Origin of the sequence: Burkholderia sp. Se-20373 (genome assembly GCF_017104705.1) — a bacterium.
Classification (GTDB): Bacteria; Pseudomonadota; Gammaproteobacteria; order Burkholderiales; family Burkholderiaceae; genus Burkholderia.
Genome location: NZ_JAAGPH010000013.1, coordinates 1 through 17347, shown reverse-complemented (window position 1 = coordinate 17347; position 17347 = coordinate 1). Strand labels below are relative to the sequence as shown.

Below are 17347 nucleotides of genomic sequence, written 5' to 3'. Positions count from 1 at the left end.
ATCTGGCGACGTGTGATGTTCAGTGCGGTAACGTAATGCTAAGCTCGCCATTCCGCGCCATAAAACGAAATAAAGTCAGCCTTCAGTGATATTTGCTCAAGCTGACCGTGAACGCACTTCGACCAACGAGACGTCCATGTCCCGCAAGATCCCAAGCAATTCCGCGCTCCAGGCGTTTGAAGCCGCGGCCCGACACGGCAGCTTTGCCCGCGCCGCCGAGGAGCTGGCTCGGACCGAGGGTGCCGTCAGTCGCCAGATCGGCCGGCTGGAGGCGTTCCTGGGCGTCACGCTGTTCGAGCGGATCGGCAATCGGGTGCGGCTGGCGCCGAACGGTGCGCGCTATGCGGTGCAGGTTCGCGAGAGTCTGGATCGGCTCGAACGGGACAGCCTGTACCTGATGGGGCAGCCGATCGAAGGCGCGAGCCTCGATATCGCCGCCATCCCAACCTTCGCCACCCGCTGGCTGATCCCCCGGCTGAAACACTTTCAGGACCGGCATCCGAACATCACCGTGCATATCGCCGAGCGGATGGAGCCGTTCCTGCTGGCCGGGAGCGGTTTCGACGCAGCGATTCATTTCGAGCATCCGGCATGGGCGGGGATGCATCGGCATCCGCTGCTGGAGGAAGTGCTGGTGCCCGTCTGCAGTCCGGCGCTGCTCGCCGGCGCCGGGGCGAACCCGTCGCTGGACGCACTGCCGCGTCTTCATCGGCGACAGAATCCCGACGCGTGGCAAGCCTATGCACAGGCGGCCGGCATCGTGCTGACCAATTCGGCGGTGGGCGCGCGCTTCGACCTCCATTCGATGCTGATCGAAGCGGCGCTGGCCGGCCTGGGTGTCGCGCTGGTGCCGCGCCTGTACATCGACGCGGAGCTCGAGCAGGGGCGGCTGGTTGCGCCTTGGCCGGAGGGCAAGGCGGTGACGAAAAACTTTTGCCTCGTCCTGCCCGAACCGATCGAGCTGGCCGACGGGCCGTTGCGGGCCTTCGCGACCTGGATGCTGGATGAAGCGCGGGGATGGGCGCCGCGCGGTGGTGCGTGACGCTCATCGTCCAATCGTTACGCCTGCGAAGGCGACCTCGCCGGGCTTAGGCGCCGTGCTCGGGTACACTCGTGATCCCGTCACGCACGCGGCACCAGCATGGACAGTCAGCTTTGGATCATCTGCGGGCTCACCTTCGTCATCCATGTGATCGCGACGCTGGCTTATGCCGTGCGGATCGCCGGCGTGCGCACCCGTCGCATCGCGTTGTCGTTTTCGTTGTTCGGGATCATCGCGCTCGTGTCCCGCACGGCCAATTCCTTTCAGGGGCCGTTCATCGCGAAACGCGTTGAAATGGATATCGCGCACCGGATGGGGAGCGGCTTGCTGGCCGACTTCCGGTGGTTCCTGTTGTCCGCCACCGTGGCGACCATCGTCGGGTCGTTCCTGATCCCGACGTTCCAGCGTTATTTCAGTCGCGCCGTCGAACACTTCCAGGTGAACCGCTCGATTCCCCGCTTGCTGCTGGATGCGTGCAGTCGCGCCGGGATCAACTATCTGCGCGTCGGCGCACGACTGCCTTCCAGCCAGAACGTCACGCAACTGACCGCGAACACCGGTGTGTCATGGGGCGTCATTGCGCTGAACGTCGCCGCGATGGCGATCTGGACGGTCGGCGTATTCGCGTCGCTGTACGCGGGCTACCTGAAGCCCGACCTGCGAGTGACGTGCGCGAACCTGTCGTCCGTCATCAACGGTTTCGCGACCGTCGTGCTGGCGGTCGTCATCGACCCGCAGGTTTCCGTCATGACCGACGACGTCATCGAAGGGCGGATCTCGGAGAACAGCTTTCGGCGCGCCATCACGACACTCGCGGGTGCGCGCGTGCTCGGCACGTTGTGCGCGCAGGCGGTGCTCGTGCCGGCCGCGCTCGTCATCGTGCGCGTCGCCGAACTGATCTAGCGCGGCAACGAGAGAATCGGGTACCGGCGCCGCATTCGTGCCCACGTCGACGCGCAGCGTGAATCATCGTCGCCGGATGGGGCCCGGCAGCCAGTCAGCGTTCTCCATTAAACTCGCCGGCACTGAAGCGCGTCGGCCACTCGGATTATGTCGTTGGCGCGCGACAAATGGCATTGTTCCGGCAAGCGAGGAAATTCTCGATGAAACCGATTCCGGTGCTCGTGTGCCGATCGCCGATTATTCACGTTTCAAACGGATTCACGTGCCGGCGGCCCGTGCGGCGCGGTTCCGGCCGGTGAGCGGGAGGGTGCCAGCCCCGTCGTGTCCAGACAGGGGATTCATGGATTGAATGCGCGCCGATTCAAAAGATAAATTTTGGAAAGACTCTGGCACGGGATATGCTTGACGGGTTTTGTCCGATCGGAACCTGCGCCGGATATTCGTCGGCATAATCAGGCAAAAGCATGAACCGGTTTGCCCTGACAAGACAATCGATTAGAGGATCGATCGTTTGTGAAATCCGCGCGGGAGTGCCAAGCTGCGCGCGGAGCAAAGTCGTACACGGATTGAGTTGGGTGACGTGAAACGCAGGCCGTAATTCCTCGCGACGGCCACTACTGACAGTTCAGGATATGACATTACTGATTGGGGTCCCTCTGGAGACGGCCCACAAGGAGCGGCGCGTAGCGACCGTTCCCGACGTGGTCGAAAAGCTGATCAAGCTCGGGTTCTCGGTGGCCGTGCAAAGCGGTGCCGGCACCGGCGCGAACTTCAGCGACGACGACTACCGCACGGCCGGCGCCGACGTCGTGGCCACGGCCGCCGATCTATGGGGCCGCAGCGACATCGTCCTCAAGGTGCGCCCGCCGAGCAGCGACGAAGTCGCGCTGATGCGCGAGGGCGGCACGCTGATCGGCTTCGTCTGGCCGGCCCAGAACCCTGAACTGATGCAGCAGCTGGCCGCGAAGCGGGCCACGGTGCTGGCGATCGATTCGCTGCCGCGCACGCTGTCGCGCGCGCAGAAGATGGATGCCCTCACGTCGATGGCCGGCGTGAGCGGCTACCGCGCCGTCATCGAGGCGGCCCATGCGTTCGGCCGTTACTTCAACGGGCAGATCACGGCCGCGGGCAAGGTGCCGCCGGCGAAGGTGTTCATCGCCGGCGCGGGTGTGGCCGGCCTCGCGGCGATCGGCACGGCCGCGGGCCTCGGCGCGATCGTGCGCGCCAACGACACGCGCGCGGAAGTGGCCGACCAGGTCAAGTCGCTGGGCGGCGAATTCGTCAAGGTCGACTACGAGGAAGAAGGCTCGGGCGGCGGCGGCTACGCGAAGGTGATGAGCGAAGGCTTCCAGCGGGCGCAGCGCGCGATGTACGCGCAGCAGGCCAAGGAGGCGGACATCATCATTACCACCGCGCTGATTCCCGGCAAGCCGGCGCCGAAGCTGATCACGGCCGAGATGGTGCAGTCGATGAAGCCGGGCAGCGTGATCGTCGACATGGCCGGCGAGCAAGGCGGCAACTGCGAACTGACGGTGCCGGGCGAAGCGGTGGTGCGTCATGGCGTGACCATCGTCGGCTACACGGATCTCGCGTCGCGCCTGGCACGACAGTCGTCGACGCTGTATGCGACCAACCTGCTGCGCGTGGTCGAGGAGCTGTGCAAGGGCAAGGACGGCACGATCAACGTCGACTTCAGCGACGACGCGATCCGTGGCCTCACGGTCGTCAAGGAAGGCAACGTCACCTGGCCGCCGCCGCCGATCCAGCAGCCGGCCGCCGCCCCGAAACCCGCCACGCCGCCGGTCGCGGCAACCGCGTCCAAGGGCCACGGCCACGGCAGCGGCGCGCCGATGTCGGCGAAGTCGCTCGCCATCACGTTCGCGGTCGGCGCACTGGTGTTCCTGCTGGTCGGCCAGTTCGCGCCGGCCACGTTCCTTGCGCACTTCACGGTATTCGTGCTGGCCTGCTTCGTCGGCTACATGGTGATCTGGAACGTCACGCCGTCGCTGCATACGCCGTTGATGAGCGTCACCAACGCGATCTCGTCGATCATCGCGATCGGCGCGCTGGTGCAGGTCGCGCCGCCGTTGGGCGACGCGGCGGCGGAGGGCCGTCCGTCCGGGCTGATCCTGGGCCTGGCGGTGGGCGCGCTGACGCTCACGGCCGTCAACATGTTCGGCGGCTTCGCGGTGACGCGTCGCATGCTGGCGATGTTCCGCAAGTAAGGAGACGACCACAATGACTTCCAATCTGACTACCGTCTCCTATATCGGCGCGGCCATCCTTTTCATCCTCAGCCTCGGCGGGCTGGCGAACCCCGAAACCGCACGGCGCGGCAACCTGCTCGGCATGATCGGCATGCTGATCGCCGTGCTCGCCACGGTGCTCGGCCCGCGCGTGTCGGCCGAGGGCATTCCGTACATCGTGGCGGCGCTGGTCGTCGGCGGCGCGGTCGGCCTCTACGCCGCGAAGAAGGTGCAGATGACGCAGATGCCCGAGCTGGTCGCGCTGATGCACAGCCTGGTCGGCCTGGCGGCGTGCCTGGTGGGCTTCGCGAGCTACATCGATACGTCGGTGCAGTACACGGGCGCCGAGCACGCGATCCACGAAGTGGAAATTTATGTCGGCATCCTGATCGGTGCGGTGACCTTCGCGGGCTCGGTGATCGCATTCGGCAAGCTCTCCGGCAAGATCGGCGGCAAGCCGCTGCTGCTGCCGGCCCGGCACTGGCTCAACCTGGCCGCGCTGGTGGTGGTGATCGTGTTCGGCCGCGCGTTTCTGCATGCGGAGACGGTCCAGGACGGCATGACGCCGCTCATCGTGATGACGGTGGTGTCGCTGCTGTTCGGCGTGCACATGGTGATGGCGATCGGCGGTGCGGACATGCCCGTCGTGGTGTCGATGCTCAACAGCTACTCGGGCTGGGCGGCGGCCGCCACCGGCTTCATGCTCGGCAACGACCTGCTGATCGTGATCGGCGCGCTGGTGGGCTCGTCGGGTGCGATCCTGTCGTACATCATGTGCCGCGCGATGAACCGCAACTTCATCAGCGTGATCGCCGGCGGCTTCGGCACCGGCAGCGGGGCGCCCGCGGCGGCGGGCGGCAGTGCGCAGCCGGCCGGCGAAGTGGTGGCGGTGAGCGCGCTGGAGACGGCCGAGCTGCTGCGCGAGGCCAAGAGCGTGATCATCGTGCCCGGGTACGGGATGGCCGTGGCGCAAGCCCAGCACACCGTGCATGAGCTTACGAAGGTGTTGCGCGAGAAGGGCGTCGACGTGCGTTTCGCGATCCATCCGGTGGCCGGCCGCATGCCGGGGCACATGAACGTGCTGCTCGCCGAGGCGAAGGTGCCTTACGACATCGTGATGGAGATGGACGAGATCAACGGCGATTTCCCCGAAGCCGACGTGTCGATGGTGATCGGCGCGAACGACATCGTGAACCCGGCGGCGCAGGAAGATCCGGCCAGCCCGATCGCCGGCATGCCGGTGCTCGAGGTGTGGAAGGCGAAGACCTCGATCGTGATGAAGCGCAGCATGGCGTCCGGCTATGCGGGCGTCGACAATCCGCTGTTCTACAAGGACAACAACCGGATGCTGTTCGGCGACGCGAAGAAGATGCTGGACGAGGTGTTCGGGGCGTTGAAGGCCTGACGGCGCGCATGGCCCGGCGCGTGCGCGGGGCGAACGATCGCCGGCTGGGGGTGTTGGACAGTCGGTTGATCGGGGCCCGTCGCGCCGGGTAGGCGCATCGCGACGGTCACGGAAGTGCGGGGCGGGTGGGTCCGTTTCGCACTTCCTTCCATAAAATGACGGCGATCGATTGTCGATGCGCCGACCTCCCTCCGCCAGCCACCACACTGGATCCTTCCCCGCGACTGCTCCGGCGACGACGCCGTCTAGCCAGCGAATCCAAGCTCCGCAAAAGTGGTGACCCTTGCGTCACAGGCGCGCGCCAACGCCGGATCGTACGTCGAAAAAAAGACGGCACGGTCTGCGGCCAGTGTCTTAAAGAGATCGATCAGCACCGCGCGCGACGCGGCATCGAGCCCGCTGTCCGGATCGTCGGCGATCACGACGGCGGGCGCGCCGAGCGTCGTCGCCGTCAGGAACAGTTTCTTGCGCGTGCCGAACGACATCTGCTCGAAGCGCTTCTCAAGATGCGGGCCGAGCCCGAATCGATCGGCCAGCTCGAGCGTGCGGGTGTCGACGACGGTCTTCCTGCCGGCCGCCACGAGATCGAGAAACGCGCGGCCCGTCTGGAGCGGATACGCCAGGCAATCGTCAGGCACGTACGCCAGCGCGGATTTCGCATCGTGCGGCGCGGTGCGCAGCGAATGGCCGCCGATCCACACCTCGCCCTCGTCCGCGTCGAGCGTGCCGGCGAGAATCGCGAGCAACGTCGATTTGCCACTGCCGGTTTCGTCGCACAGCGCCACGCATCCGGCGCCGGATGCGTAGTGAAGTCCCTTGAAGATGACGCGCTTGTCGTAGCGCTTGCCGAGATTGTCGAAGCGGAGCATGGGTCGATAGTCAAACGAAAATTCGCCAGGTGTGCGCGACCGACATCACGGTCGGCAGCAGGCCCAGCAACACGGATTGTCGGGACGCGTAGCATTGCGGCAGATAGTGTAATGCGACAAGCGACGCGCCCGGGCAGACGACGGTGCGCCGAAAGTCGAGGCACGCGCGTCATATGGCTCGGGTATGCTGGATGAATGCCGTCCGGATGACCGACCCGCACGGCAAAACCGCACGCAATCACCGCGATCGTATCGCAACCACCGGCCGCACCGGGCCGACTTCAACTCCGGAACAGGGATTCGACATGGCAGAACTGGACAACGCGCTGTACGAACGGATCGGCGCGCTGAGCGACGCGGGCGATGCATTGATGGAAGCCGGCGACTACGCAGGCGCGCTCGAGAAATTCTGGGCGGGATTCGACCTGCTTCCCGAACCCAAGACCAACTGGGAAGCCGGCACCTGGTTGATGGCCGCCATCGGCGACGTGAATTTCCATCAAGAGAACTACGCGGCCGGACGCGACAATCTCGCCCAGTCGATGCATTTCCCCAACGCGATCGGCAACCCGTTCCTGCACCTGAGGCTCGGTCAGTGCCAGTTCGAGCTGGGCGATCTCGACCGCGCGGCCGACGAGCTGATGCGCGCGTACATGGGGGGCGGGCCGGAGCTGTTCGAGGACGAGGACGGCAAGTACCTGCGATTCCTGGCCACGCGGGCGGAAGGCATCGAGACGCCCTGACGCGCGTGGTTCGTGCCGGCCGGTGTCGCGAGTGGGTATCGACGCCCACGCCGGGATGCCGGGCGTTTCTTCGCATGAGCGCAACCAGCCAATGAACCTGACCTTTCCCGTCGCCACCCGATCCGACGCCGAGACGCTGGTCGCGATCCGCATCGCCGCGATGCGCGACAGCCTCGAGCGCATCGGCCGTTTCGATCCGCAGCGTGCGCGCGACCGGTTTCTCGCGTCGTTCGATCCGGCGCTGTGCCGCTTCATCGAAGCCGACGGCGTGAACGCGGGCTTTTTCGTGGTGCGGCCGCAGGACGATCACTGGCTGCTCGACCATCTGTACATCGTGCCCGAGCATCAGGGAAAGGGGATCGGCGCGGCCGTGCTGCGCAGGATTCTTGCCGACGCCGACGCGCAGCGCGTACCCGTTCGCGTCGGCGCGCTGCGCGCCAGCGATTCGAATCGTTTCTATGCCCGGCACGGCTTCGTGCAGGCCGACGAAGCGGAGTGGGACATCTACTACGTGCGCGAACCGGGCTCGGCGGCGGGGTAGATCGCATCCGCGGCGTGATCCGGGCGAGCGCATCAGCGTTTTCCCGGATACGGAATGCGCGGCGCATGCCGATGATGCAGAGAGACTATAAATACATGATCCGAGGCCATCATGACGACATCTGCAACAAACGGACTGAATGCGGTATCGCCTGAAACGACCGGGGCGGCAGCGGCATCCGACGATGCGGGTGGCGTACCGTCGATCCTGCTGGTCGACGACGAGCCGAGCGTGCTGTCGGCGCTCAGGCGCGTGTTCCGTCCTGCCGGCTACGCGATCCTGACCGCGGAAAGCGGCGAGGCGGCCCTCGAGGTCCTGGCGTCGACCGAAGTCGACCTGATCGTGTCCGACATGCGGATGCCGGGCATGAGCGGCGCGGAGTTCCTGGCCCGCGCACGGTCGCTCTATCCGGACACGATGCGCATCCTGCTGACCGGCTATGCGGAAATCGCGTCGGTCGTGCAGGCCGTCAACGACGGCGGCGTCTATCGCTACCTGAACAAGCCATGGGACGATCACGACCTGCTGCTGACCCTCGAACAGGCGCTGGAGCAACGGCGCCTGCGGCGTGAAGCGGCCCGGCTGGCCGCGCTGACGGAAGCGCAGAACGACGCGCTGCGCCGGTTCAACACGGAGCTCGAAACGCAGGTGCGCGCACGCACGGAGGAACTCGGCCAGACCGTGATGTTCCTCGAAGCCGCGGAACGCGACCTGAAAAGCAGTTTCACCGCGATGGTCCAGGTCTGCGCGAGCATGATCGAGATACGCTGCGGGTCGGCCAGCGGTCACGCGATGCGGGTCGGCGAGATCGCGCGGCGGCTGGCGCTGACCTCCGGGATGAGCGAGCTGCATGCGCAGGACGTTTATTTCGCGGGGCTGCTGCACGGCATCGGCAAGTTGTCGCTGCCGGACGAATTGCTGCGCAAGCCGCTCGCGAAGATGACGGCGGAAGAGCACGGCCTGTTTCTGCAGCATCCGCTGCGCGCGCAGATGGTGCTGACACCGGTCGCGCAACTGCACAAGGTCGCGTCGATCGTGCTGCATCAGTACGAGCGTTTCAACGGACGCGGCACGCCGGACGGCCTGGCGGGCGACACGATCCCGCTCGGCTCGCGAATCCTGGCGATCGCGCGCGATTTCGAAGGGCTGCGCAATGGCGACATCGGCGCCCCGCATTCGGTCGAGCAGGCGCTCGACGCGTTGCGCTCGCAGGCCGGCGTGCGTTATGACCCGCGGATCGTCGACGGCCTGACCGAGCTGATGCGGGACCCGGCGAGCCTCGGTATCGCAGCGTCGGTCGCGGAGGTCAAGTCCGCGCAGCTGCGCGAAGGGATGCAGCTCGCCGACGATCTGCGCACGCATCGCGGCGTGCTGCTGATGACCAAGGGCAGCGTGATGTCGGCGCACCAGATCGAGCTCGTGCGCCGCTTCGAGACGCGCGAGGGGACGTCGTTCGACATCCTCGTGCTGGCCGGCCAGGCCGCGGCGAAGCCGGCGCGGGGCGCGCCGAATGCGGGCGCGGCGCCGGCCTGAGGCCGCCCGCGCGGCCTGATGGCCGCGGTGCACGACGGCGCGCCGCGGCAACGCACTCACCTCGATCCGGGCGCTCGATCATGCACGGCACCTACCATCTCCCGCTCGTCCTGCTGTCGCTCGCGATCGCGACGCTGGCCTCCTATACGACACTCGACCTGGCCGCCTTCATTGCGCTGCTCGACAATCCGAAGCTCAAGCGTGCGTGGCTGGGCGGCGGCGCGGTGGCCATGGGCACCGGCATCTGGTCGATGCATTTCGTCGGCATGCTCGCGTTTTCACTGCCGATTCCGCTCGGCTACGCATGGCCGGATACGGGCGCGTCGCTGGCGATTGCCGTGCTCGTGTCGTACTTCGCGCTGACCGTCGTCACGCGCGCACGGCTGGGCTGGCGGCGGCTGCTCGTCGGCGGCGTACTGATGGGCGCGGGGATCGCCGGCATGCATTACGCGGGGATGGCCGCGATGCACATGCAGCCCGGCATCCGCTACGATGCCGTGCTGTTCGCCGCGTCGATCGGCATCGCGGTGATCGCGTCGACGGCCGCGTTGTGGATCGCACAGGCGTTGCGCGCGCAGCAGGCGCGCCATGCGACCGCCCAGCGGGTCGGTGCGGCCTTCATCATGGGTGTCGGCATCACCGGCATGCACTACACGGCGATGGCGGCCGCGCATTTCGCGCCGGACGCGCGGTGCGGGGCCGCGAACGGGGTCGATACGCCCTGGCTCGCGACGACGGTCACGCTGTTCACGACGGGAACCCTGGTCGTCACGCTGTTGTTGACCCGCTTCGATGCGCGCACAACCTTCCTGCGCGGGATGACCGATACGCTCGAGCGGCTCGTGCGCTTGCGCACCGTCGAGCTGGAACGCGCGCTGCACCGCTACGAGCAGACGACGGCGATGCTGCAGCGCACGCGCGAGAACATGGCGACCGAGATCGACGAACGCAAGGCCGCGCAGGCGCGGCTCGAACAGGAGAAGGACGAGCAACGGCGCCTGCTGCACGCGCTCGAGGAAACCCACGTGCAACTGCTGCAGTCGGAAAAGCTCGCGTCGATCGGTCAGCTCGCGGCCGGTGTCGCGCACGAGATCAACAATCCGATCGGCTTCGTCAGTGCGAACCTCAACACGTTGAAGACATGGGTGCGCAGCCTGCTCGACGTGATCGCCGCGCATGAAGCCGCGCTGCCGCAGCTCGACCCGGCCGCGCGCGACGCGCTGGCGGCGACGGGCCGCGCGGCGGACCTGGACTACGTGCGCGGCGAGATCGAGACGCTGATCGACGAATCGATCGACGGCGCGCTGCGCGTACGGCGCATCGTGCAGGACCTGCGCGATTTCTCGCGTCCGGCCAGCGACGCGTGGAGCGTGGTCGATCTCCGCGCGGGGCTGGAAAGCACGCTCAACGTCGTCCACAACGAACTCAAGTACAAGGCCGACATCGTGCGCGATTACGGCGACGTGCCGCAGGTCGAATGCCTGCCGTCGCAGTTGAACCAGGTCTTCATGAACCTGCTGGTGAACGCGGCGCACGCGATTCCCGAGCGCGGCGTGATCACGATCCGTACGTCGAGCGACGGCGAGCAGGTGTCGATCGCGATCAGCGACACCGGGACGGGGATGACGCCCGACGTCGTCCGGCGGATCTTCGATCCGTTCTTCACGACGAAGCCGGTCGGGCAGGGCACGGGGCTGGGCTTGTCGGTATCGCACGGCATCGTCAAGCGCCATCGCGGCACCATCGACGTGACAAGCGAGCCCGGGCGGGGCACGACGTTCTGCGTCCGGATACCGATCCGGCGCGCCGGCGATCGCGCGAACACGGCGGAACTGGCGCACCGGGCGTGATCGCATGACGGCGTCGCGCGCCGCGGGCCGCGGGCCGGGGCAGCGGCCGCACGTCATCGCAGCCGCTTGCGGCGTTGCCGACGAAAGAAATGCCAGAACATCGCGGTGGCGTCCGGCCCCGTGGCGGAATGAAACGGCTCGCTCGGGTCGCCGCCGCTCCACGCATGCGGCAGCCGGCGGACGATGCAGACCCTGACGACGAGACGCCCGGCCTTGAGATAGTCGATGGTGTCGGCATCGTCGCGCGCATAGGTGCGCTGCTCGCCCACCCGCATCGCGCCGTGCTCGTCGACGAGCCGGTTGAGCCGCGCGAACGCGATGCCGAGCTGCGTCGCGTTCCGGTCGGTCACGACCGTATCGAGTGCGCCGTGCATGACGAGGGCCGGCATGCCGGGATAGGACGCGACGTCGGCGCAGGCATCGACCGCGCGTATCGGGTCGTCGCGCAGGCCGCGACGCATCAGGTTCATCGCCGCCAACGTCGACGACGGCGGGGCGATCGCCGGGCCGGAGTGCAGGCCGACGGCCGCGAAGCGGTCGGGATACCGGATCGCCAGTGCCGCGGCAAGCCCGGCTCCGGCGGACATGCCGGCCAGGTAGATCCGGTCGCGGTCGAAGCCGTGCCGTCGCACGATGGCGTCGACCAGCGACGTGACGGCCGCGGCTTCCGACTCCGTCGCGTCGCCATGCCAGTGCCAGCAGCGGTGCGCATGCACGGTCTTGGCTTGCTCGGGAAACAGCACGGCGAACCCCGAGCGCTCGGCGAGACGGCACATGCGCGTGCCCGCGGCAAACGATTCGGCACTCTGCTTGCAGCCGTGCAGCATGACGACGACCGGCATGCCGGCCGTCGTCGCCGGTGCGGCGGGGAGATACAACGCGTAGGCGAGATGATTCACGTAGCGGCCGGCACTCGGGCCGGCGGAATGAAACGAGCGGAGCCACGTGCCGGGCGCCTTGTCCGCCGGGGGGCGGGCCGGATGCACGGTGCCGGTGCGTCTGGCGGGACGCACGGTGGCGGCCGGCCGGGCGACCGGCTTGACCGTCCGCTTGGCGGCCGGTCGCGGCTTGCTCGTGCGCTTCGTCGGGCGCGCGCCGGCGGCGACGGAGAGCAGTTCGAGGGGCCGCAACCAGAGGTTGGTTTTTTTCCTGGGCATGTGCAGTTTCGTGCCGGCGGCCGACCGTGGCAGGAAGATGCGGCCGACTCCGCCGTCGCGTTGACAATCGAAAGGAGGCGCGGAGCAAGGATCGTGCTGCCGGCCGCGTGCACATCGAAACCGGTCGGCCGAACGCCCCGGAACGCGGGATCCTGCGTCATCGCGGCGAGTCGAGTCGGCCATCGGCGATGCTAACCGTCCGATGTGACGCGCCGGCGAATCGAAGTGTGCTTCGACCCTGTCGCGCGAGCGGCTAGCGCCGATCCAGCAGTGTATCGCTCAATACACTGAACGCCGCGCCCGGCAGCTCGTGCAGATGCTCGACCACGCTGCTGACCGGATAGAAGGTTTCCACTGCGTCGTCGAGTATCCCGACACCGATCAGTTCGACGTGCCGCTCGCGCAGCGCATCGACGCGGGCACGCAGGTCGGTGCGCAGGATCGCCGGGTTGCCGTCGCCGGTGGCCGGATAGCCGTCCGACAGCACCATCAGGATTCGCCGCCGCGCCCGCTTCGCCAGCAGCCGCTCGGCGGCCCAGCTCAACGCCTCGCCGTCGGGATTCTCGTGGCCGCATTCGATGCACGCGAGGCCGCTCGGGTTGTCGGAATCGAAGCGCTTGTAGACGCGCAGGTCGAGCCGTTCGACGAACCGGTTGTAGCCGAACGTGTCGCGGCCAGCGTCGATCCAGCGCTGGTAGTGCGCACGCATCGCGGCATCCTCGACCGAGCTGTAGCCGAGCACTTCGCATGCGAAGCCGAGCTGCGTCAGCGCATCGCACAGTGCGGCCGCGCACAGTCTGGCGAGTTCGATCTTCCTGCCGGCCATCGACCCGCTGCAGTCGATCAGCAGGCTGACGGCCGCGTCGCGCCCGGGTGCGGCGCGCCGGACGCGGAATGGCGTGCGATAGCCGGGCGACGTGATGAGGCGGGCGAGCGACATCCGGTCGAGCTCGCCGCGTTCCTGTTCGCGTTTCCAGCGTGTCTGCTCGTCCACTTTCAATGCCCGTTCGAGTCGTCGCTTGAGCGGCTCGGTCTGCGCGCGGGCCGCGCTTCGCAGGCGGTGCCAGCGCGCCGGTTCGCCGTTGCCGGTGAAGTCCGTCACCGTGTCGAACGCGGTGGTCAGCGGGACCGACAGCAGCGGCCGGTTGTCCGCGGACAGGCGGATCGCGCCGGGCGGCATCGCGTCGCCCGGCGTCGGTGCTTCGGCGGACGATGCCGCGTCGGCGATCGCCCCGGCGCGCGATTCGGCCGAAACCGGCGCATGGGAGTCGTCCGGCGCGCCCAGTCCGTCCGACTCGAATTCGGCGGCGATGCTGTCGCTGTCGATCGTGCTGCCCGGATCGGCCGTGAACATCATGTTGTTCGCACCGGCCGACGCCAGCGCACGCACGCGTTCGACGATCCGGTGCGCGGCGCGGATGCTGTCGGCGGTCGATGTGGCTGCGCGCGCTGCGTCGACGAGATCGCCCGCTGCAGCCATCGTCGCGTCGAGCGACGGCACGCGCTCGATGGCAGGCAGCGGTTCGTCCCAGAGCGCACGTTCGATGCGCCACACCAGCTTGTCGCGCCATGCCATGCGCGGCCACCGATGGAGCGTGTCGGCGGCCGTCGTCGCACGCATCCGCCGCAGGAACGTCATCGCGCCGGGATAGATCGCGGCGAGGCGGCCGGCCGCGCGCCGGTCGTCGATCGCTTGCGCGATGGCCCGCACCGAGGGCGACGACAGTGCGGCAAGGTCATCGATCGCACCGAAGCGGATGCGCGCCGCGTAGAGGTCGACGAGGCCGGTGATCGCATCGTCGTCGACGCCGGCGAGCAGCGTGTCGGGCAGCACCAGCAGGTCGTGCTGCGCGACGGGCCCGTGGCGCGCGAACCGCACCTCGATGCCGTGCCGTTGCGCGAGCGTGCGGGCCAGCCGGGTCAGGTGGAGCGACCGCGCGTCGTCGTCCCGGTCCATCGCGTCAGGCCTCGACGTCGATGTAGTGGCGAATGATGCTGCGGATCAGGTCGGCGTCTTCCGCGCCGACCTTCGCATAGATCGTCGGGCCGGCGGCCGATTCGGGATCGCCGGTGCGCAGCATCAGCTCGGCCCAGTCGATCAGGCGCCGCGTCGAGAACGCGCTGGCCAGATCCTCGCGGACGAACGCGGCGCGGCAGTCCGCCGCGATCGCCGCGAGCGTGTCGGCCATCGCCGCGGTCATGGCCGGGCCGAACGTGCGCTGCAGCACGCGCGCCTCGTCGGGCGGCGGCAGGTAGTCGAGGCGGTAGACGCGCCAGCGGTCGAGAAACGCCTCGTTCATCACGTTGGCGCCCTGGTACAGATGGCGGAACTGCCCCATCGCGCCCACCGCATTGGCGGTCGCGAACAGCCGGAACGACGGATGCGGGACGACGATCTCGTTGCCTTTCTCCTTCAGCAACAAGCGGCCGGCCGGTTCGAGCACGGCGGTCAGCACCGCGAGGATCGCCGGTTCCGCGAAGTCGATCTCGTCGACGATGAGCCACAGCCCTTCACGCATCGCGGTCGGCAGCACGCCGTCGACCCAGATCGTCTCGCCGCCCTTGACGGTCCAGAACCCGACGAAGTCGCCGACCGTCGTCTGCCCGTTCATGTTCGAGCGCAGCACGCCGTGGCCGGCCAGCGCGGCGGCCTGCTCGATGAGGCTCGTCTTGCCCGTGCCGGTGTGGCCGATCAGCAGGATGCGCCGGTTCTCGACGATGTCTTCCAGCACGTTCGACACGCGCGCGGTGAACAGGTAGGCCGGGTTCAGCGGCGGCACGAGCGGCCCGCCCGGGCCGCGCGGCATCGGCACGCCACCCACCTGCGCGACGTGCGCCGTAGCGCCGGTTGCCGCCGGTCGCGACGCATGCGCGCTTCGCAGCGCCTGCATGAACGCGCCGCGATGAGCGGGCGCCGCGCGATCGCCGGCTTCACGCCGGACGAAGCCCTCCTGGATCCACTTGTGCAGCTTCGCATCGAGGTTGTCCGCATCGACGACCGTATCGACCGAGGTGCTGCCGTCGGGCCGGTGATGCTGGATGCGGTACAGGTCCGCGCGTTCGGAGCGGCTGACGATCCATTGCCCGGCGGACGGGGCCGCCGGTTGACGATAGACGCCGAGTACCGACGCGGCGGAGGAGGGGGAATCAGTGGGTGCGTTCATGGTGGCGAGCGAGAGTGGGCGGCTGGCGCTTCATGCCTGCGATGCATCGCGTCGATTGTATATTTTTGCCGTGAACGGCGACATGCGCGCGGGAATCGATCCGCTGCGATCCGGGGCGGCGCAGGCGGCGGGGCGGCGCGCGGGATCGGGCGAGCGCCGCGGGCGATGCGCTGCAGCATGATCTTTCGGCTTCCTTGCTACGCCTCGAACCACGTTTGCCGTGCCGATCCGCCGGCAACGTGGCGGACGCCCATGCATGCGAAGGCCGATTGCCCCCGCCTTTCGCCGATCTCCCGTTTTTTTCACGAAGACTACCCGCCATGTCGAATCGCGGGCCGTCACACCTTGATCAATCGGGTGGAATGTCAGTACCGTAGCAGGCTTGATCGTCGGGCTACCATCGCGTGTCGCTGGGCAGCCCGGCATGACATCCCATTGCGCGCCGGTCGATGACGCAGGCGAAGGCGTGTTGAACGTGACGGTGACAGGCGTGGACAAAGTGACGATTCGTCGTGCCAGCGCACGCGATGCCCCGGCCGTGCTGGGGATCTTCGACGACGTGATTGCATGGTTCGTCTCCATCGGCAACGACGGGCAATGGGGCCGCGAGCCCTGGTCGACGCATCCCCGGCGGATCGCGCTCGTAACCGACGCCTGCGCGCTGCCCGACGCGTGGGTGGCAGAAGATCAGGACGGCCGCGTCGTCGGCGCATTGATCCTTGGCGATTCGATGCCCTACGTGCCACCCGCGACCGAGCCGGAAATCTATGTGCGCGTGCTGGTGGCGTCGCGCGATGCGCGGGCGCGGGGTGTCGGCCGGCGCCTGATGGCCTTCGCGGACGAGCGCGCCCGCGCGGCCGGGGTGGCGCGCTTGCGGGTGGACTGCTACGGCGGCGGGACCGGCGCGCTGGTGCGATTCTACGAGTCGTGCGGCTATGAGCGCATTTCACCCTTCGACGTGGAAGGGTGGCCGGGGCAGTTGCTGGGGCGTCGTTTGTGACGATGCCCGACCGCAGCCACGCGGAACGACGACTTTCGGCCGAGCCCGGGATGGCGTGCAGTCGGTCGTTTCACCGCTAGCCGGAAAAGGTGGGTTGCCCGACGGGATGCCCGTGGGCTGACGAACCGGGATGCGCGGGCGCACCGTCCACACCGTGTGCGACCGGCAGCGCCACCCGCACATAAAGAAACGCGCGCCGCTCGCGATCGGGCAGCACCTGCGGCCCGTAACTGATCGTGACCGTGCCGTCGTGAATCTCACCCGCCTGCGCGAAACGCCACGCGCGGGGATCGCTGTCGAGCAGGAATTCGGCGCGCGCATACGCATGCGGTTCGAACCGCTCGGGAATCTCCACCGGGCGGCCGTCGAGCTTGTCGAGCAACGCTTCGACCACGTTGAAGCCATAGCCGTCGCGCACGATGTCGCAGATGAAGCTGCCCGCGATGCGCGGATTCAGTTCGATCACGTGCGGCACGCCGTCGTGCACGATGCAGTCCAGGTGCACGGGCCCCCAGGTCAGCCCGGCCGCCGCCGTGGCGCGCGACCCGACGTCGATCAGTGCGCGCAGCGTGCCCGCGTCGAGGTCGAGTTCGGACGTATAGCCGCGCTCGAGAAAGCCCGCCCCGTGCCGTTTCAGCTTGCGCAGCGCGCCGACGTACCGGCCGTCGAAATACTCGACGCAGTATTCGCTGCCGCTCAGGAATTCCTCGATCACGACGCGCTCGGTCGCGCGCGCTTGCGCGTCGGCTTGCCCGGCGGCGAGGGCGTCGAGCTGCGCACGGACCTCGGCGATGCTCTCGCAGCGCCGCACGCCGTCGCTCGCCGAGCCTTCCGACGGCTTGACGACGACCGGGAAACGCAGCGGGTCGGCCGCGGCCGCGAGCGCCGCCGGCG

Annotated in this window: 14 protein-coding genes; 9 read left to right on the top strand and 5 right to left on the bottom strand. The window is 67.8% G+C overall.

Features of this window, described 5'->3' with window-relative positions; all coding sequences use genetic code 11:
* Positions 1-136: 136 nt before the first annotated feature.
* The 4 genes from G3N96_RS07160 (at position 137) to pntB (ending at position 5596) form a co-directional block, all read left to right on the top strand.
* Complete coding sequence (locus G3N96_RS07160) at positions 137-1042, top strand: LysR substrate-binding domain-containing protein (protein WP_206136774.1); 906 nt, start codon at positions 137-139, stop codon at positions 1040-1042.
* Positions 1043-1141: 99 nt separating this feature from the next.
* Complete coding sequence (locus G3N96_RS07155) at positions 1142-1945, top strand: lipid II flippase Amj family protein (RefSeq protein WP_206136773.1); 804 nt, start codon at positions 1142-1144, stop codon at positions 1943-1945.
* A gap of 632 nt (positions 1946-2577) precedes the next feature.
* A complete protein-coding gene (locus tag G3N96_RS07150) occupies positions 2578-4170 on the top strand; it encodes a Re/Si-specific NAD(P)(+) transhydrogenase subunit alpha (protein WP_206136772.1) in 1593 nt (530 codons plus the stop codon).
* Positions 4171-4183: 13 nt separating this feature from the next.
* Entirely contained in the window at positions 4184-5596 is a 1413-nt protein-coding gene (gene pntB, locus G3N96_RS07145) for a Re/Si-specific NAD(P)(+) transhydrogenase subunit beta (RefSeq protein WP_124581094.1), read from the top strand.
* A gap of 245 nt (positions 5597-5841) precedes the next feature.
* Here the strand turns inward: pntB and G3N96_RS07140 are convergent, their stop codons facing one another.
* Complete coding sequence (locus tag G3N96_RS07140; RefSeq protein WP_206136771.1) at positions 5842-6465, bottom strand: ATP-binding cassette domain-containing protein; 624 nt, start codon at positions 6463-6465, stop codon at positions 5842-5844.
* 305 nt (positions 6466-6770) lie between these two features.
* On the opposite strand from G3N96_RS07140, the gene G3N96_RS07135 reads away from it, so the two are divergent.
* From G3N96_RS07135 to G3N96_RS07120, 4 genes are all read left to right on the top strand, one after another.
* Positions 6771-7208 carry a hypothetical protein gene (locus tag G3N96_RS07135; protein WP_206136770.1) on the top strand — a complete coding sequence of 146 codons (438 nt, stop codon included), beginning with the start codon at positions 6771-6773 and terminating at the stop codon, positions 7206-7208.
* Positions 7209-7299: 91 nt separating this feature from the next.
* A complete protein-coding gene (locus G3N96_RS07130; protein ID WP_206136769.1) occupies positions 7300-7749 on the top strand; it encodes a GNAT family N-acetyltransferase in 450 nt (149 codons plus the stop codon).
* Positions 7750-7860: 111 nt separating this feature from the next.
* Positions 7861-9282, top strand: coding sequence for an HD domain-containing phosphohydrolase (locus G3N96_RS07125; RefSeq protein ID WP_206136768.1), 1422 nt, complete (start codon positions 7861-7863; stop codon positions 9280-9282).
* Between the two features lie 80 nt (positions 9283-9362).
* Positions 9363-11132 carry a histidine kinase gene (locus G3N96_RS07120; protein ID WP_206136767.1) on the top strand — a complete coding sequence of 590 codons (1770 nt, stop codon included), beginning with the start codon at positions 9363-9365 and terminating at the stop codon, positions 11130-11132.
* Positions 11133-11185: 53 nt separating this feature from the next.
* Here the strand turns inward: G3N96_RS07120 and G3N96_RS07115 are convergent, their stop codons facing one another.
* From G3N96_RS07115 to G3N96_RS07105, 3 genes are all read right to left on the bottom strand, one after another.
* A complete protein-coding gene (locus G3N96_RS07115) occupies positions 11186-12289 on the bottom strand; it encodes an alpha/beta fold hydrolase (RefSeq protein ID WP_206136766.1) in 1104 nt (367 codons plus the stop codon).
* 253 nt (positions 12290-12542) lie between these two features.
* Entirely contained in the window at positions 12543-14246 is a 1704-nt protein-coding gene (locus G3N96_RS07110; protein ID WP_206136765.1) for a cobalamin biosynthesis protein CobT, read from the bottom strand.
* A gap of 4 nt (positions 14247-14250) precedes the next feature.
* Positions 14251-15453, bottom strand: a complete 1203-nt coding sequence (locus tag G3N96_RS07105; RefSeq protein WP_206136764.1) for an AAA family ATPase — start codon at positions 15451-15453, stop codon at positions 14251-14253.
* 424 nt (positions 15454-15877) lie between these two features.
* Here G3N96_RS07105 and G3N96_RS07100 point away from each other — a divergent pair, with 424 nt between their 5' ends.
* Positions 15878-16453: a GNAT family N-acetyltransferase gene (locus tag G3N96_RS07100; protein WP_241022528.1), complete on the top strand. Its 576-nt coding sequence runs from the start codon at positions 15878-15880 to the stop codon at positions 16451-16453.
* A gap of 76 nt (positions 16454-16529) precedes the next feature.
* On the opposite strand, the gene G3N96_RS07095 is transcribed toward G3N96_RS07100, so the two are convergent.
* On the bottom strand, positions 16530-17347 hold an 818-nt coding region (locus G3N96_RS07095), incomplete at its 5' end, for an ATP-grasp domain-containing protein (protein ID WP_206136763.1).

Bases quoted from the DNA above. Each gene is read 5' to 3' on its own strand.
- G3N96_RS07120 (WP_206136767.1), top strand. From the start codon at position 9,363: ATGCACGGCACCTACCATCTCCCGCTCGTCCTGCTGTCGCTCGCGATC.
- pntB (WP_124581094.1), top strand. From the start codon at position 4,184: ATGACTTCCAATCTGACTACCGTCTCCTATATCGGCGCGGCCATCCTT.
- G3N96_RS07140 (WP_206136771.1), bottom strand. From the start codon at position 6,465: ATGCTCCGCTTCGACAATCTCGGCAAGCGCTACGACAAGCGCGTCATC.
- G3N96_RS07135 (WP_206136770.1), top strand. From the start codon at position 6,771: ATGGCAGAACTGGACAACGCGCTGTACGAACGGATCGGCGCGCTGAGC.
- G3N96_RS07150 (WP_206136772.1), top strand. From the start codon at position 2,578: ATGACATTACTGATTGGGGTCCCTCTGGAGACGGCCCACAAGGAGCGG.
- G3N96_RS07130 (WP_206136769.1), top strand. From the start codon at position 7,300: ATGAACCTGACCTTTCCCGTCGCCACCCGATCCGACGCCGAGACGCTG.
- G3N96_RS07125 (WP_206136768.1), top strand. From the start codon at position 7,861: ATGACGACATCTGCAACAAACGGACTGAATGCGGTATCGCCTGAAACG.
- G3N96_RS07105 (WP_206136764.1), bottom strand. From the start codon at position 15,453: ATGAACGCACCCACTGATTCCCCCTCCTCCGCCGCGTCGGTACTCGGC.
- G3N96_RS07115 (WP_206136766.1), bottom strand. From the start codon at position 12,289: ATGCCCAGGAAAAAAACCAACCTCTGGTTGCGGCCCCTCGAACTGCTC.
- G3N96_RS07100 (WP_241022528.1), top strand. From the start codon at position 15,878: ATGACATCCCATTGCGCGCCGGTCGATGACGCAGGCGAAGGCGTGTTG.
- G3N96_RS07160 (WP_206136774.1), top strand. From the start codon at position 137: ATGTCCCGCAAGATCCCAAGCAATTCCGCGCTCCAGGCGTTTGAAGCC.
- G3N96_RS07110 (WP_206136765.1), bottom strand. From the start codon at position 14,246: ATGGACCGGGACGACGACGCGCGGTCGCTCCACCTGACCCGGCTGGCC.
- G3N96_RS07155 (WP_206136773.1), top strand. From the start codon at position 1,142: ATGGACAGTCAGCTTTGGATCATCTGCGGGCTCACCTTCGTCATCCAT.